We start from the raw sequence: 16,985 nt of genomic DNA on the forward strand, positions 1-16,985 counted from the left end.
TTTTAATCAAACTACTACATAATTGTCGGACTTTTTATTATAAAATTTCCTATCAAATTTATACTATGAAAGATGAAAGATATGAAAAGCGAAAACTATAGATATAAAAACATGAATATCTCGAAAGAGATCGTCCCATTTATAAAATATATGGACAAAGTAGAAGACAACAGAGAGATGCTGCATGATCTTAGCAACAACTGGAACACACTTTCACTACTTAGTCAGCTTGGAGATGCCGGTGTCAATATGAGCGAGATAAAAAACAATTTCTCTACACTCTCTTCTGAACTTATCGACCACCTTGCAATAGAACTTTTAAATAAAAATATAAATGAGATGAACTTTAAAGCGCAAGTCGCTGTTGATATAGTGATCAGGAATCTGTTTGAAAGAACGGCAGATATCGGGTTCTTAGCAACAGATGACGACATCAGAAACTTTTTAAAAAATCATAATATCAAATACACGGCAAACTATACGGAAGATCTCCAAAATTTAAAAAACAGATTTATAGAATACATCAACAAATACAGTGTATATTTTAATATCGTACTTATGAACACACATGGAGAGATCCTTGCCAACTTGGATGATGACCTTAAATTGTCGAAATCACAAGATTCGATCATTAAAGAGGTGTTGACAACATCAAAAGAGTATGTCGAGACATTCAAGTACCATGACTTTCTGCCTTCACATGACAAATCTCTTGTCTATTCGTATAAAGTGACTGAGAATAATGATCCGAACTCTGAAGTGATCGGGATATTATCACTATGTTTTAAATTTCAAGACGAGATGGATGAGATATTTAAAAACTTGGTAAACACGACAAAAAAAGAGGCAATAACTCTTTTAGACAAAGAGGGTTATGTCATAGCGACAAGTGATAAGTACCATATTCCGTTAGGTTCAAAACTAGAAGTGATCCTAAACGATAAATTTAAAATAGTGACTTTCGGCGGAAGAGACTATCTTGCAAAAAGCCGTAAGACAAACGGTTATCAAGAATTTTACGGACTTGGATGGTATGGACATATCATGGTACCTATCGATAATGCGTTTGAAGATGTGGATAATAACAGTTTTGAGATAGATGAAGACCTTCTGCTTTATATACTTCAAAACGGCAAGCAGTTCAGTGATGCTCTAAAAAACATCCCTATTCAAGCCAGCAGCATCCAAAAAAACCTTAACCGTGCTATCTGGAACGGAAATATCAAACAGGGGAATTCAAAAAATCAGAATAAACAGTTCTCACGTGCTCTTATGCAGGAGATCCGTCAAACAGGAGAGAACACAAAAAGTATCATAGGTTCGTCCATTGCAAATCTTACAAAGACCATCGTACTCGGTGACAGTGTCTTTTATGCCGACTTGATCGTCGATATCATGGATAGAAACCTTTATGAAAGGGCAAACGACTGTAGATGGTGGGCTCTTACTTCTGAGTTTAGAAAGATACTTGACAGCGACAATATTAGTGATAGCGATACACAAAGAATGAGCGATATCCTGCACTATATAAACGAACTTTATACAGTGTACACCAATATCATCATATATGATGCACAAGGAGTCATCAGAGCCGTATCGAACAAGGATGAATCGCACCTCATCAGAAAAAGAATCGGTGAAAAATGGGTAAATGAGACCATCGAACTTTCTGATTCATCCAAGTATTGTGTAAGTGATTTTACGAACAGCAATCTTTATGATGAACAACACACATATATCTATAATGCAGCAATCAAGTCTTTAGATGATCAAAAGACGCTTGGCGGTATCGGCGTAGTCTTCGACTCTCAGATACAGTTTAAGAATATGATCGAAGAAGCTCTTCCAAAAAACAGTGACGGAACTGTCAAAGACGGCGTCTTTGCAACGATCGCGACTAAAGATATGATGGTCATCTCATCTAGTTATGATAAACATCAGGTAGGAAATCACCTTGATATAGACAGCAGCTACTTTGATCTTGATGTCGGAGAGTCAAAAAGCGAGATCATTGTCTATGAAGACAAGTATTACTCATTAGGTGTCAAATGTTCTAAAGGCTACCGTGAATTTAAAGGTCGTGATGACGACTATGTCAACAATGTATATGCTCTGTTTTTCTCATATATCAGCGATGTAAGCGACAGCGTTATCCAAAAAGATGATGAATTTAGAGTACAAAAAGAGATCTCTTTTGAAAGAAGTGACAACACTTTAGATATCGCGACGTTTATGATAGGTAAGCAGTGGCTTGGAGTCGATACAAAAGATGTCGTAGAAGCGGTAAATGTAAGTGAACTGAAATCTACCATTAAAATAGATCCGAACCACCACTTTAAAGGGACACTGATCTATGATGATAAAGCCGTGATGGTAATAGATATCAAAAAATATCTGCAAGAGGAACTAAAAGAGGACTACAAAGAGATCGTCATCATCAAATACGGGACACCTGAGACATATCTGGGCATCTTGGTCAACTGTTTGGAAGATATCTCGGAAGTAAGCGTTACAAATATTAAAATGCTTCAAGATGAGATCGTAGGAGACGGGACACTAGTAGACAGTGTCGTCTTCCCTGATGAAGCTTCATCTTCAAAAGATGTACTTTCGGTACTTTCAGTCGATAAGATCATCAAAAAACTGGTACGTCCTGAACAATCCAGAATGCTGCACAGACAGGTAGCATAAACCCACTCTAAAGGCTTTTCCTTTAGAGCTTCTCCCCCTATCTCAAGACATCAAGAAATAAAAATAAATGCTAATCAGCAAGTTCCTCTTGCGGTTTAGAGAAGAAGTACCCTTGAGAGAAATCAACTCCCAACTCATTTAACACATTGTAGATTGTCTCGTTCTCTACAAACTCCGCTATCGTTTTTATATTCATCTTTTTAGCAAAGTGTAAGATACTCTCAACAGTTGCCAATTGAGACTCGTCTTTATCTATATCTTTGACCAAAGAACCGTCTATCTTTATATAGTCTATATGCAGTTTTGAGAGATAGCTGAAATTCGAGTAACCTGTTCCAAAATCATCTATCGCTATTTTACAGCCGAATGTCTTGACTCTGTTTATAAACTCCGACATCTTTTCAAAACTGTCGATCCCCTCTGATTCGACTATCTCCAAAACTACTCTGTCCCCGCACTTATACTTTTCTAGACTTTCTATCAATTGATTGACTACTTTTGAGGACTCGATATCCTGTAAAGAGAGGTTGATAGAAAACTCATATTCAAGGTCTGCAAACTTTTCAAACGATTTCCTGATCATCACCTCTGTAAGTCTTGTGTAAAGTCTTGATTTTTTCGCATGCTCTAAGAAAAAGTATGGAGACACTATCTTGCCGTCATCCTCTTTTAAACGGATCAGTGATTCATACTTGACTATCTTTTTACTCTTGTTATCTACTATTCCCTGAAAGAACGGCACAAATCTATCATATTTCAGTGCATCTTTAATGTTGGAAATGATCCTTATATTATCTTTTATCTGTTTATCCAGATTATCATTGTCATTATAAAAGACCACGTGTTTGTTTGATGTCTTGTTCTCTTTTAAAGCCATATGCGAAAATTTATATATCTCGCTTTTTCTACCGTATGCTACCCCGCAGGATAGAAATATCGAGACCGTGTCTTCATAAAGTCTGTATTCTGCATTTTCCAGATCCGTTATCATCTTAATGATCATATCTTTATTTTCATCGGCCAGATCATGTTCGCACAGTATCGCAAACTCGTCTCCGCTTATTCTATATACCTGATTACGATGATTTTTTATTCTATTGGCAAACTCTTTTAACACTATATCGCCTGTCTCATATCCGAAATAATCATTGATATCGGAGAAACGGTCAATATTGATAAGGATCAGCGAAGCGTACTCAGTTGGCTTAGTACTTAGTTGGTAAAGAAGAGACGCTCTGTTTTGCAAACCTGTCAGTGTATCTTCAAACTGTCTTTTTATGATCTTATCTTTATTTATCAGATCGGTCACATCAGTTCTAGCGGCAATATATTCCATAATATTGCCCTCATCATCGAGTATTGGCATGATCACAGACTTCACATAGTATGAATGCCCGTCTTTTGCACGGTTTTGGATAGTACCCTGCCATATCTTTTTACTTGTGATATCTCCCCACATCTGTATAAAGACAGAATCATCCATCTCAGGGTGTTTTACAATATTGTGTTTTTTTCCTAAAAGCTCTTCTCTGCTGTATCCCGAGACCTTACAAAATGCATCATTGACATAAGTTATGACCCCCTTCGTATCTGTTTTTGAGACGATGGCACTGTTATCTAATATCTGTTTATATTGATTGAGTTTTACAAGATTAAGATTAAGCGCTTTTTCTGAAATATTTACAAGATTTGTAAGTGATTTAAGCATACACGACTTAGCTTTTCTTTCTTGAAGTTCAGACTTTTTATGCAGACTTTTAGACTCTGAAAGACTAAGTGTCGTCGTAGTGATATTTAAAAGCTGGTTTTTTGTCTTTCCATGATAAAACTCTCCGTAGGTGAAAAAACCGACAGTAGGAGCTATCTCTTCTATCAGACCAAACTCATAGTTCAACTGCTCTTTTATAAACAGCTTTCTCACTGAACATGAGTATATATAAGTGGCTTCAACAGGTGAGGCGATTATGTTATTATGAAGATATTTCGCTCTATTTAGCACCTCTTCGACATTTCCTATCGCAAACTTTACTCTGTCGCCGTTTTTAAAGTGCCCGGCATAGATATACCCCTCATCTTCTGTTTTGGCTACGATCGATCTCGCTATTACAACATTTTCATCTGTCTTGATCAAAGGAAACTCTACAACAGCAGCCGGAAAATCCAATAGGATCTCATCACCGAGATAGTGTCTGTATAGTTCTTCAACAGGAGTATTATCGATCTCATAGACAATATTCTTGTCTGCTTTTGTGATTACCATCTCTTTTCCGACAGGTGTCCATTCTAAAGAGTAGTTCGTCGATACGCTGAGTACATCACTGTCTATCGCACAGATGACAATACCATCATGATATATACGATCTGCATGGATCAAAAATGTATCTTGAAAGGTAAGGTTATCTCCTGCATTACCGCCGGCTATCGGGATATTATGTTCTACCGATGAAAAACCTTCTAAAAAAAGTTCCGAATCACTCTTTAATGCTTCACTGAATGCGATAACAGCTTTGGTATTCTCTTTTAGAAATTGGTTTGCGGCATCCACACCTGTCTGAAAAGTTGTTTGGGGGTAATATATAGTTCTTAGTGCAGAGTTCTCAAAAATAGAAAAAGAGAGCTGTATAGTATTGTCATGTATTATACCGCCGGATATTTCACCTGCAGTCGATGCACCTATAATAGATGCTTGAGGGATTTTTTTTACCAATATATCTAGTACAGACTGAACTTTTTGAGTATCTAATACACCGCTGAATACCTGAACTAAAACACTCTTTTGATCAGCTATATTCTTTTGTATAAATTGTTCTAAATCTGCAGTATTGTCAAATGTATAATTAAGTAATTTCAAATACAATCCCCTTCTCGTACAACAGTATAGTGCACATATTATTCTTTAATTGTATCTAAATTCCATTCGATTTGTTTTATATTATTGTTCTTTAAATAATCATTTGTCTTCGTAAAAGGTCTTGAACCGAAAAATCCTCTATATGATGATAAGGGTGACGGGTGCGGAGCTTTTAGTACAAGATGTCTGGTTCCATCTATAAGTAATTCTTTTTTTTGTGCATCGGCTCCCCACAAAATAAAGACGACATGCTCTTTTTTTTCATTGATGATCTCTATCGTTTTTCTTACTAACTTTTCCCAGCCTCTCTTCTTATGCGAGTTGGGCTGAGCTTCACGTACACTAAGAACCGCATTGACCAAAAAAACACCCTCCTCTGCCCATTTAGTAAGATCGCCTTTTTTTGGCATCGGCAGGTTAAGATCAGTTGTATATTCGATAAAAATATTGCGTAGAGACGGAGGAAGAGGAGTATCGCCAAGAACGCTGAAAGCCAGACCGTGAGCCTGAGAAGCTCCGTGATAAGGGTCCTGTCCTATTATCACGACTTTTAGTTTATCAAAAGGAGTAAGGTTAAAGGCATTAAAGAAGTTTTTCTCTTGCGGATAGATCTTGTAATGCTCTTTTTCCTCTTCCAAAAAGCTTTCCAGCTCTTTTATATAGGGCTTCTCCAGTTCATCGGACAGAAGCTCTTTCCAGCCGGGTTCAGTTAGAAGCTCTTTAAAGTCCATCGATCTCTTTTATGACACCAAAAAGTTCTTCGCCGTTGTAAAGAGACTGCGAGTTGCTTACATGTAAAGATTCTTCTGTATTAAAGATCACAAAATCTTTTGTCCCTACTTCTATCTTTCCTCTTTGCTGACCTATCGCATTTGCAGGATTTTGTACACTTAAACGTACAAACTCTTTCATACTGATGATACCCGGTTTAACAAGTTTCGTATAGTAAAGAGGCAGTGCATGATCTATGCTCTCACACCCGTATGTCGCATCAAAGAAAGCGACCTCTTTGTTTACCGGAGATGAAGGCTGATGAAGAGTGGTCAGCATATCTATCTCTCCGTTTTTCAGTGCTTCTTGCATAAGCTTCATGTCGTTTGTTGTAGCAAGCGGCGGGTATATTTTTGCTGTCGTGTTGAAGTTCTCACAAAGCTCGTCCGAGTGCAGAAGATGGTGGATACTTACCTCGCATCTCACATCGACGCCCTCTTTTTTTGCTTTGCTTATCATCTCTATAGAACGTGGATTTGCGATGGATTTGAAAAGCACTTTTATGCCGTAGTAACGCGCAAGCTCTATCATACGGCTTACATGTAAGAGCTCGCCGATCGCAGGTATGCCCGCAAGACCCAGATGAGCACTGACCTCGCCTTCTGTCATCACGCCCATATTGCTCAGGCTTCTGTCTTCGGCTCTACAAAACAGCGTCACACCATACATCTTGACATACTCTGCTATCTTGATCGCTAAATTGTTATGAGTCGTCGTACTCATAAAAGGAGCTACTGCACCTTTTTTAAGAAGGATGGCGATGTTGCTCAGTGTCGCATCTGATGATTTGATGGTATTAAAGGAGCAGTGTACATCAGCTCCGCCATTTGGGATCGGATTGTTCTGAACAAATTCCAGGACGATCTCATCATCTATTGCAGGTGTTGATTCCGGATTTAATATAACATCTTTTACACCGCCTTTTGCGGCATTGCAAGAGATCTCCTCTATTCTTTTAGAGTTTAAGACATCGTCTTTGACTCTGACATTGAGGTCTATTAACGAAGGGATAAGGCATAAAGAACCCGCACTGCTCCCTTGTATCTCTTCTATATCGGTTATTACTCCGTTTTCCACTTTTATATTGGCAAATCTTTCGCCGTCGATATCGCAAATTTTAAGATTAGATATTACCATTTAAACAACACCTTTAGATATAATTGCAAAATTATATGATAAAAAGGTTTAAACTTTGAAACTTCTTGTCAGTGCTTTGGAGCACTCTGCAAATATCCATCTTAATGCTCTGAAAAAAGAGCTGAGTCCCGACGTCGAATTCATAGGGATATTTGACAAAAAGCTCGGAAATCCCATCATTGATCTCTCCTCTTTAGCGATCATGGGCTTTGTAGATGCCGTCAAAAAACTAAAGTTTTTTTTCAAACTCAATGCCCAGATGGTAGAGCTGGCAAAAGATGCCGACAAGATACTTCTTATGGACTCATCAGGTTTTAACCTTCCTCTTGCCAAGAAGATCAAAAAAAGATATCCGGAAAAAGAGATCATCTACTATATCCTCCCGCAAGCCTGGGCATGGAAGCAAAAGCGTATACCGGTACTGGAAAAGACCATCACGCACCTTGCTTCGATACTGCCGTTTGAAAAAGATTATTACTCCAAAAATGCTCCTATCACCTATGTAGGGCATCCACTTTTAGATGAGATAAAAGAGTATAAAGAGACACTTTCAAACACGAATAAAATAGCATTTATGCCGGGAAGCCGCAGGGGCGAGATCAAAAAACTGATGCCGATCTTTACCGAACTAAGAGAAAAGCTTGACTGTGAGGCGTATATTATCGTCCCAAAACAGTTCACTAAAGAAGATATAAAAGAAGTTTACGGTACCCTAACGAAATTTAAAATTGTTCATGATGCACATCAGACTTTAAGAGAGTGTGACTTTGCTTTTATCTGCAGCGGGACGGCTACACTTGAAGCAGCACTTATCGGTATTCCGTTTATTTTGAGCTACATCGCAAAACCGCTTGATTATTTTCTGGCAAGCCGTCTTGTGAAGCTGGATTATATCGGTCTTGGCAATATCATGTTTGAGAAGTTCAAAGGCGAAGCACTTCATCCGGAGTTTATCCAAAACGAAGTAACCGTTGAAAACCTTTTAGAAGCATATAAAAAGTTTGATAGAGAAACATTTCTGAACAATTCAAAAGAGTTACGAAAATACCTAAACCACGGAAGTTCAAAGACCGTAGCATCCATCATAGAGGGAAAGAATGAAAATTAATTTTATAGATTTACAGGCGCAGTATCAAGAGTATAAAGCAGAGATAGACAAAGAGGTAAGCGAAGTCTTTACCAGTGCAGGTTTTATAGGCGGACCGAAACTTGACAGTTTTGAAAAGAACATCGCTGCATATACGGGTGTAAAACATGCTATCGGATGCAGCAGTGGAACTGACGCACTTTTACTCGCTCTTATGGCACTTGACATCAAAGCAGGCGATGAAGTGATCACGACTCCTTTTACTTTTATAGCGACTGCCGAAGTGATCGCATTCTTAGGTGCAAAACCTGTATTTGTCGATATTGATGAAAAGACTTACAATATCGATACATCTAAGATAGAAGATCTTATCACTGCAAACACAAAAGCGATCATCCCTGTATCTCTTTACGGTCAATGTGCAGATATGAATGAGATAAACGCTATTGCTGACAGACACAATATTACAGTCATAGAAGACGCATGTCAAAGCTTCGGTGCCGAATATAAAGGCAAAAAGTCTTGTGCGCTTTCACACATAGGCTGTACAAGTTTCTTCCCTTCTAAACCGCTTGGTGCTTACGGTGACGGTGGAGCTATCTTTACCGACAACGACGAACTTGCTGCGAAGATGAGAATGCTTTTAAACCATGGACAGAATGAGAGATACAAACACAAATATATCGGTATCAACGGTCGTCTTGACGCTGTTCAAGCTGCTATCCTTGATGTAAAACTGCGCCATTTTGACAAAGAGGTAAAACTGCGCCAAGAGATAGGTCAAAGATACTCTCTTTTACTCTCAGGTGCAAATGTCGTGACTCCTCATGTAGAGGCTGACAGAACAAGCGTATATGCACAGTACTCGGTAAGAGTAAAAGACAGAGCTTCTATGGTAGCAAAACTAAGTGAAAAGTCTATTCCGACTGCCGTTCACTACCCTATGCCTCTTCATCTTCAAGAAGCGTTTGCATACCTTGGATATAAAGCGGGTGACTTCCCTGTTTCCGAAGCTGTTTCAAATGAGATCATGTCTCTTCCGATGAGCCCGTATCTTACAGATGAACAACAAGATTTTATAGTAGAAGCGATAAAAGGATAAGTATGATAAAAATAGCGATTATCGGCCTGGGAGCGATGGGTAAAAACCATTACCGTATATTAAGTCAGCTTGACGGCGTAGAGGTCTGCGCACTTTGTGATGTCGTACAGAACGATCCTTACAACGAACCGTTTTTTCATGATGTAGACGAGATGCTGGACACTGCAAGACCTGATGCCGTCATAATCGCCGTTCCTACTTTTTTACATAAAGAGGTCGCTCTAAAATGTGCCGATAAAGGTGTTCATATATTCATTGAAAAACCTGCGGCTTCAACGGTTCAAGATGCAAAAGATATCTTAAATGCCGTCAATGCAGCGGGGATCAAAAGCTGTGTCGGGCATGTCGAAAGATTTAACCCGGTCGTTCAGGCATTAAAAGATGAACTGGCAGCTAAAGAGATATTTTCCGTTGCAGTTACACGTGTCGGACCGTTTCCTCCGCGTATCGCCGATGTCGGAGTTTTAACAGACCTTTCGGTACATGATATCGATCTTATCCGTTTTATCACGCATAAAGATATCCTTGACCAGTCTATCTTTAAATCAAGAAAGATCCATAACCACCATGAAGACAATGCAGTTCTTAGTTTCGAACTTACAGATTCTGTGATCGCGAACATCACGACGAACTGGCTGACTCCGTTTAAAAAACGCTGCATCGAGGTAGCATGTCAGGACTCATACTTTGAAGCTGACCTGATAGCGCAGAGTCTTACTGAGTACTCATCGTTTAGTACAAACAACTCTTATGTCGTAAGAGGATGCCATATCAAAAAAGATGAGCCTCTTATCAAAGAGCTTGAGACTTTCATCTCATACCTCAAAACCGGTGAACGTGGCTCTCTTGCTTCTATCGAAGACAGTATCATCACTTTAAAAATTGCAATCCAATCATGATAGATAAGACTACGATCATAGAAGACGGTGCGAGTATCGCAGATGACGTTAATATCGGGCCATTTTGTTTCATAGGCAAAGATGCCGTCATAGCTTCGGGTGTGACGATCGCCTCAAATGTCATTATCAAAGGCAAGACTACTGTTGAAGAGAACGTCAAGATATTCAGCTTTGCGACTATCGGGCATAAAGAGTCTACTATCAGAATAGGCAAGAACACTCATGTCAGAGAGTTCGCTCAGATCGGAGCTCAAGAGAGTGAAGAGAACAACAGTATAGATATCAGCAACGACAACTTCATCATGGCCTATGTGCAGATAATGAGCGGCGTGAAGATAGCAAACAACTGTGTCCTTACAAATGCTGTAAGACTCTATGAGAACGTCACATGCCAAGAGCGTGTCATCATTGGCGGACTTAGTACGGTAGAGGCAAACAACCATATAGGGACAGGTGTCATGATCGGCGGTGCTTCATTCGTAAACCATGACGTCCCTCCATTTTGTCTAGTCGAAGGGAACCGTTCAAGTATCAAGGGTCTCAATATCATCGGTCTAAGACGCAGACTTAACAACAGTGACGATATCGAAGACATCAAAGCTGCATACAAAAAGCTGATCAACCACGGTATAGATAAAAAGCTGGCGGAAACAGTAGAGCAAGAGAGTGCAAACAACTATGTCAAACTGTTTGCAGGCTTCATCAAAGAGAGCAACCTCTAAAACTGAATAGGCAGGTAGAAGCTCAGGTCGAACTCTTTGTCGTCTGAGAGATACTTGTTCTTATGGTAGATGGCGTATGAAGGTTTTGTCGTCGTCTCATACTCACTGCTCAAAAGCCACTCATGATAGACCCAGTTCATGAACCGTAAGAAGTCGCCCTTCTTCCCCTTCAGATCAAACTTTGCATAAACGCCGTCTGATATGTTGAACTTCGGCAGTCTGTCACTGTTTACTTCGTTCTTTGTGGCGATGCAGGCGACATACTGGCACTCGTCAAGCGGCGTGATCGTCGGGTTGTCATGAAAGAGTGCGATCTCCTGATACTCTTTGACATTGTTGCTAAGTACCCACGTCTCTAACTTCTGCCAGCTCTCCTCTATGTTTTTAGTGTTGTAACCTTTATTTCTTATGTAGTAGCTTTGTATTATGGGCATCTTTACGATAGTCGCCGTAACGTCACTGAAGTCCGCAGTCGACTGCATCGCGCCCTTTGACTGCTGGAGTATCCAGTTCGAGTACAGTCTGTAGCCTCCGTTTTTCCACTCTTTTGGAGTCATCCGAAATCTCTCTTTAAAAGCTTTTATAAAAGAGGACTGTGAAGAGTATCCGCACATATTGGCGATGTTGGAGATGGTCGAGTATTTGTTTGTCAAAAGAAGGTTGGAAGCTTTTTGCAGGCGTATGGACTTTATGCTCTCGTAGATATTTCTTCCAAACGCTTCTTTAAAGATACGCTGCATATGGTACTTGCTTACGCCGAAGTCCTGACTCAGCTCGTCAATGTCTATATGCGTCTCTATATGGGTATAGACATAGTACATGATATCGTTAGCGATCTTGATTCTTTTTTGCAGTGTTTCTTTCTTCATAACAATAATTGTAGCATAAATTAGTCATAAAATAAGCACTTATGAACAATTTTTCGAGCATAAAAGAGGAAGAACTTTTTTTTTGAAACCTATAAAATAGTGCCATCAAAAAAATGGAGGACTTATCCAATGAAAAAAATAGGTAAAGTACTTATAGCAAACAGAGGCGAGATCGCCCTAAGAATCATCAGAGCTTGTAAAGAGCTGGAGATCAAAAGTGTCGCGATATTTTCTGAAGTAGATATCGAAGGTATCTGGGTTAGAAAAGCGGATGAATGTTACCCTATTCTAGGAAATCCCGTTGAAGCGTATCTTGACTATAACAAGATAATATCTTTGGCAAAGAAAGCTGAGTGTGACGCTATCCATCCGGGTTACGGCTTTCTCTCCGAGAGCGCAGAGTTCGCTCAGGCATGTGAAGACAACGGCATCATCTTCATCGGTCCAAAAGCAGACCACATAGCACTTTTCGGTGACAAGATGGCATCTAAAGTGGCTATGAAAAAAGTAGGCGTTCCTGTACTTGAAGGTACGGATGAGCCTGTAAAAAATATCAAAGAGGGTGAAAAGATCGCTAAAGAGATCGGTTTCCCTGTCATCATCAAAGCGGCTTTCGGCGGCGGCGGTAGAGGTATGAGGATCGTAAGAGAGGAAAAAGAGTTCAAAGAGCTTTTCGAGTCTGCGGCGAACGAATCTAAAAAATACTTCGGTAGAGACGAGATGTTCATCGAGAAATATGTCGAGAACCCGAGACACATAGAGATCCAGATCATCGCTGACAAATACGGCAACGTCGTACACCTTGGTGAACGTGACTGTTCGATCCAAAGACGTCACCAAAAAGTGATCGAGATCGCACCGAGTCCTAGACTAAGCGAAACTGTAAGACGCGAACTTTACCGCATCTCTACAAAAGCGATGTTCAAACTTGGATATGAGAGTGTCGGGACTATCGAGTTTCTTGTCGATGCAGCGGACAACATCTACTTCATCGAGATGAACACAAGGGTACAAGTCGAGCACCCTGTAACAGAGATCATCTCAGGGATAGACATCATCCAAAGAATGATACAGATCGCAGAGGGTGACAAACTGCAGTTCCTTCAAGAGGAGATCAAACTCAAAGGCTTCGCTATCGAGTTTAGGATCAATGCTGAAAACCCGAAACTGAAGTTTATGCCGGCTGTCGGGACTATCACGAACTATATGGCGCCGGGAGGTCCTGGAGTAAGACTTGACACGAGTATGTACTCAGGATACAAGATCCCTGCAAACTACGACTCTATGATAGGAAAACTTATCGTCTCTGGTCTTGACTGGGACGGAGTTGTTAGAAAAGCCAAACGTGCTTTAGATGAGTTCTTCATAGAGGGAGTATTTACAAATATCCCTCTTCACAGAGCTATCGTGCGTGACCTGGATTTTATCGCAGGGACGTTTGATACAAGCTACTTAGATAAAAAACTGGACAAGTTCAACCTTGATGCGATCAACAACATAGAGGAAGAAGAGCAAAAGATGGCAAATATCTCTAAACTTGTAGAGACCATCAAAGCGCATAATATCAACGTCAGACACTAAAACTTCTACAAAGGGAGTCTTACATGTAAGGCTCTCTGCATCTCCTATATTTATTTTACGGTTTGCAGACCTTTATCGATCCAACCCCAATTGATCCCGCCGTCTAACTCATAGACATTTTGATATCCAAGTTTTGAGCCCATTATCTCACCGATCGCTTTTGTTCTGCTTGCATGAGCACACACTAAGATAAAAGGCTGTTCTTGATCTGTCACCACCTTTGTAAATGCCTCTAAGAACTGATCTATATCAAAGAGTCCCAGCTCATCAAAAAATGTGATCTTATGGCTGCCTTCGATGATGCCGTACTCCTCCCACTCGTCAACTCTTCTTACATCGATGATATGAAACCCTTCCTCTTTTTTTTGTTGAAACTCTTTCGTTGAAAGAGACTTGAACGGCCCAAAATCTAACATTCATGGCCTTTCTTTTTTGTTTTATACCTTTTTGTCAATCTGCAAAAATCATAAAAATCACTTAACATCAGATATCGTATCTCTACATCTTCAAACTTTTTCTGCAGTATCAGATGCCCCTGCAAATAGAGCTTTACATCATTTTGAAACTCTTTTGGATACTCGAGTTTTTCTGCCTGCAAAGATGAGAAGCAGTCTAAAAAATCAAAAAAAAGTCTTGTTACGGTCTCCTCTTTTTCCTGAGACCTCATTGGAAAGAAATCTGTTATCTCTTCAAATGTCTCGCATATATTTACCAAACATGCATTCAAAATATACTCCCTGTTAAACAGCATTTAAAGAGTATATACATAAATCATGCCTGACATTGAAAAGGTATGTGGAATGTCCCCTATTTTCTGTTTACAAGTAAGGCTTTGTATATGTACTTTTTTCTCCGCAAAAAAGTACCAAAAAGCTCTTGCAACGGCTTCGAGCTTGACTTTGTCAAGTTCCCAAGCAATAGAAAATCCATTCCTAAAAATGCAAAACTCGTTTCACTCAAACAGTTGCATTTTCTTTACGTCACTCCTTTTCTATTTCTCGGCTCTGCAGATGTTGCAACTGACACAACAGGCTTTGTCGTGATATACACTTTAGATTACTATTTTTGAAACTAAATTAAATAAGTATCCTATCCCCGGAATTTTAATTTTGACTTCACTCATAATTCACTCTTTGGTGATAGGTTCTGTTATCTTAAGTTTTTCCAAAGATTCAACAAGTTTGTAAATAGTATTTGATGGATTGTCATTAAATGGATTAGAACTTCCATTTATATCTATAAAATGTTTAATTAAATTTTTTGATCTTTTAATTGCTTCACTTTGCTTAGATTTAACTATTTCATAAATAAATTCATTATTTTTTTCATAGTCAATTAAAGTTTTAAGTTTTTTATTTAATTGGAGTCGATTAATATGTGCTGTCTGTTCTATAAAATGAAGTAATATCCATAGTTCATAAGCTTCATTTGCATAGGCAACATTAATATTTAAAGCTTTTGCACTTGCGATAGCTCCATTAAACTCTGATTTTGAATAACTATCTTTATCAATGACAATCCACTTCTCATCGAAATTAGAATCTTTTAATAAGTGATTTTTTATTGCTTCAAGAACTTTCATTGGATTTGTTCCAATATTCGTTGCAAAAGTAACTTTGCCTCTAAGCCTATAATCTTTTATCATTTTTGTAAAATAAAATCTTGAAGACTTTGTATCTTCACAAGCTATAAGAACTCTTTTTGAGATACTTTTTGTTTTTTTAATAGTTCTTTTTCTTTGAGCTTTTGCTATCTTATGTCTATCTTCAGTTCCCATTATCTATACTCTCTGCATATAAATTATAGATATGTGGAACTCCACCAAACTTACCTTCTAAGTAATTTTTTTCAAGAGAAGTGTCTTTTCTAGCTCCAAAATCTATTAAAGAAAAAATCTCACTTTCACCATATATATTTTTTTCTACAAACCAAATTTGGTCTCTACGAAATAATTTATGTGTTAGTAAATTTGTATCATGTGTTGCAAAAATTAATTGCGCATTATTTGGATTAGTTTCTTTAGAATTAAATAGTTTTATAATAAATTCAGTCATTTGTGTATGAAAACTATTATCTAATTCATCAATAACTAATATTTCACCATTCTCAAGAGTTTCAACAATTGGACCAGCAAGTAATAAAAACTTTTTTGTACCCGTTGATTCTTTTTTTAATTTAAATTCAATATCTTTGATATACTCATTTTTCTCATTATACTGCATATGTTTGGTTATTATCTCTGATTGAGTAATCTTACTTTTTTCTGCTTTATCATCTTTGATCATTTTTTGTATAAAAGAAGGAACTTCTTCATACTCCACATCTCTTATTTTCATTTCTACATCTTTTATGCCCATATCAACTGATAGAAGTAATTGAAGAATTTTATATTTACTTTCTGAATTACTAAGCATATCATGCGTATAATGCTCAAATTTATTTTTATCAACATTTGATGTAATATTAAATTGCTTAAACCAATTACTTATATCATTGGATATATCACCATTAAATTGTGCTACCACAGATAAAAAAAGCGCATTTACTCTTGTTTTATTCTCTTTTACAATAAGGCGACCTTCAGAAAAAGCTGTTGATAAATCAAATTCTTGTCCAGTTCTAATAAATAATTTTGTTTCTCTAATATTTGGGGTATAAAAGAGCCATTCATCATGCACAAGGTTATTATCTAATCTAAAGCCATATCTATATTTTATTTTATTGTGTACAAATGTTGCTTCAAAAAGAGAAGGTTGATTTTCAGTATGAGAATTTAGTTCAAATGATTCTATACCAATTGTGTCATTTTGTTTATATTCAGTTGCCGAATTTTCAATAAAATGTCTCATAAAATTCATTGCATTTAATAAATTACTTTTTCCACTCGCATTAGGACCATAAATTACAGCTGATTTTAACAAAGTTTTTTTGCCATCATCAAAAATATTTTCAGAATGGTCTTTTATCGCTGTGGCTTCCATTGTAAAAGTTATAGAATCTTTAATAGATCTATAATTTTCAACAGTAAAATCAATTAACATTTAATATCCTTTTTAATTGAGGCTATTGTACTCTATTATTTGTGAATAAGTCACAAATAATCAGTTTAAGCATATAATATATCATAAAAAGTTACATTTATATTAAACATCTGGGAAAATCATAATCAAGGTCACATTAAAAAAATACTGTTGACCAACTTTTGAATATCGGTACAGAACTGATTTATTTAGAAAAAGGAAATAAAGAAAGTGAAAATAATTTTTTAGAGATGT

The 16,985-nt window shown here is 37.8% G+C and carries 15 protein-coding genes; 7 read left to right on the plus strand and 8 right to left on the minus strand.

Annotated elements, in window-relative coordinates; all coding sequences use genetic code 11:
* The first annotated feature begins 72 nt into the window (after positions 1 to 72).
* Entirely contained in the window at positions 73 to 2,691 is a 2,619-nt protein-coding gene (locus tag WCX87_RS06740) for a chemotaxis protein CheW (RefSeq protein ID WP_345978691.1), read from the plus strand.
* 70 nt (positions 2,692 to 2,761) lie between these two features.
* On the opposite strand, the gene WCX87_RS06745 is transcribed toward WCX87_RS06740, so the two are convergent.
* The 3 genes from WCX87_RS06745 to WCX87_RS06755 are packed head-to-tail and all read right to left on the minus strand — an operon-like array spanning position 2,762 to position 7,450.
* The gene (locus tag WCX87_RS06745) at positions 2,762 to 5,542 is read right to left on the minus strand and encodes an EAL domain-containing protein (protein ID WP_345978692.1); all 2,781 of its coding nucleotides are present in this window, start codon (positions 5,540 to 5,542) and stop codon (positions 2,762 to 2,764) included.
* Positions 5,543 to 5,580: 38 nt separating this feature from the next.
* Positions 5,581 to 6,273 (minus strand): uracil-DNA glycosylase, encoded by a 693-nt coding sequence (locus WCX87_RS06750; RefSeq protein ID WP_345978694.1) that lies wholly within the window; start codon positions 6,271 to 6,273, stop codon positions 5,581 to 5,583.
* Positions 6,263 to 7,450 carry a dihydroorotase gene (locus WCX87_RS06755; RefSeq protein ID WP_345978696.1) on the minus strand — a complete coding sequence of 396 codons (1,188 nt, stop codon included), beginning with the start codon at positions 7,448 to 7,450 and terminating at the stop codon, positions 6,263 to 6,265. The genes WCX87_RS06750 and WCX87_RS06755 overlap by 11 nt, the downstream gene beginning before the upstream one ends.
* 55 nt (positions 7,451 to 7,505) lie before the next feature.
* Between WCX87_RS06755 and lpxB the strand changes: the two genes are divergently transcribed.
* From lpxB to WCX87_RS06775, 4 genes are read left to right on the plus strand one after another with little or no spacing between them, the layout of a single operon-like run.
* On the plus strand, positions 7,506 to 8,558 hold the full coding sequence (gene lpxB / locus WCX87_RS06760) for a lipid-A-disaccharide synthase (RefSeq protein ID WP_345978697.1): 1,053 nt from the start codon (positions 7,506 to 7,508) through the stop codon (positions 8,556 to 8,558).
* Positions 8,548 to 9,639, plus strand: coding sequence for a DegT/DnrJ/EryC1/StrS family aminotransferase (locus WCX87_RS06765; protein ID WP_345978698.1), 1,092 nt, complete (start codon positions 8,548 to 8,550; stop codon positions 9,637 to 9,639). Before lpxB ends, WCX87_RS06765 begins: the two co-directional genes overlap by 11 nt.
* A 2-nt stretch (positions 9,640 to 9,641) precedes the next feature.
* Positions 9,642 to 10,538, plus strand: a complete 897-nt coding sequence (locus WCX87_RS06770) for a Gfo/Idh/MocA family oxidoreductase (protein WP_345978700.1) — start codon at positions 9,642 to 9,644, stop codon at positions 10,536 to 10,538.
* Positions 10,535 to 11,260: an acyl-ACP--UDP-N- acetylglucosamine O-acyltransferase gene (locus WCX87_RS06775; protein ID WP_345978702.1), complete on the plus strand. Its 726-nt coding sequence runs from the start codon at positions 10,535 to 10,537 to the stop codon at positions 11,258 to 11,260. The genes WCX87_RS06770 and WCX87_RS06775 overlap by 4 nt, the downstream gene beginning before the upstream one ends.
* Here the strand turns inward: WCX87_RS06775 and WCX87_RS06780 are convergent.
* On the minus strand, positions 11,257 to 12,129 hold the full coding sequence (locus WCX87_RS06780) for an AraC family transcriptional regulator (RefSeq protein WP_345978703.1): 873 nt from the start codon (positions 12,127 to 12,129) through the stop codon (positions 11,257 to 11,259). The two genes, WCX87_RS06775 and WCX87_RS06780, sit on opposite strands and share 4 nt — an antisense overlap.
* A 129-nt stretch (positions 12,130 to 12,258) precedes the next feature.
* Here WCX87_RS06780 and WCX87_RS06785 point away from each other — a divergent pair, with 129 nt between their 5' ends.
* Entirely contained in the window at positions 12,259 to 13,710 is a 1,452-nt protein-coding gene (locus WCX87_RS06785) for an acetyl-CoA carboxylase biotin carboxylase subunit (protein WP_345978705.1), read from the plus strand.
* Positions 13,711 to 13,760: 50 nt separating this feature from the next.
* Here WCX87_RS06785 and WCX87_RS06790 read toward each other — a convergent pair whose 3' ends face one another.
* Positions 13,761 to 14,126, minus strand: a complete 366-nt coding sequence (locus WCX87_RS06790) for a rhodanese-like domain-containing protein (protein ID WP_345978707.1) — start codon at positions 14,124 to 14,126, stop codon at positions 13,761 to 13,763.
* Entirely contained in the window at positions 14,120 to 14,437 is a 318-nt protein-coding gene (locus tag WCX87_RS06795; protein WP_345978708.1) for a hypothetical protein, read from the minus strand. The genes WCX87_RS06790 and WCX87_RS06795 overlap by 7 nt, the downstream gene beginning before the upstream one ends.
* 111 nt (positions 14,438 to 14,548) lie before the next feature.
* Here WCX87_RS06795 and WCX87_RS06800 point away from each other — a divergent pair, with 111 nt between their 5' ends.
* A complete protein-coding gene (locus tag WCX87_RS06800; RefSeq protein ID WP_345978709.1) occupies positions 14,549 to 14,779 on the plus strand; it encodes a hypothetical protein in 231 nt (76 codons plus the stop codon).
* A 57-nt stretch (positions 14,780 to 14,836) separates the two neighbouring features.
* Here the strand turns inward: WCX87_RS06800 and WCX87_RS06805 are convergent, their stop codons facing one another.
* Both WCX87_RS06805 and WCX87_RS06810 read right to left on the minus strand, forming a co-directional pair.
* Positions 14,837 to 15,487, minus strand: a complete 651-nt coding sequence (locus WCX87_RS06805) for an RloB family protein (RefSeq protein WP_345978711.1) — start codon at positions 15,485 to 15,487, stop codon at positions 14,837 to 14,839.
* Positions 15,477 to 16,751, minus strand: a complete 1,275-nt coding sequence (locus WCX87_RS06810) for an ATP-binding protein (RefSeq protein WP_345978713.1) — start codon at positions 16,749 to 16,751, stop codon at positions 15,477 to 15,479. Before WCX87_RS06810 ends, WCX87_RS06805 begins: the two co-directional genes overlap by 11 nt.
* Between the last annotated feature and the right edge of the window lie 234 nt (positions 16,752 to 16,985).

The organism is Sulfurimonas sp. HSL3-2 (assembly GCF_039645965.1).
Classification (GTDB): Bacteria; Campylobacterota; Campylobacteria; order Campylobacterales; family Sulfurimonadaceae; genus Hydrocurvibacter; species Hydrocurvibacter mobilis.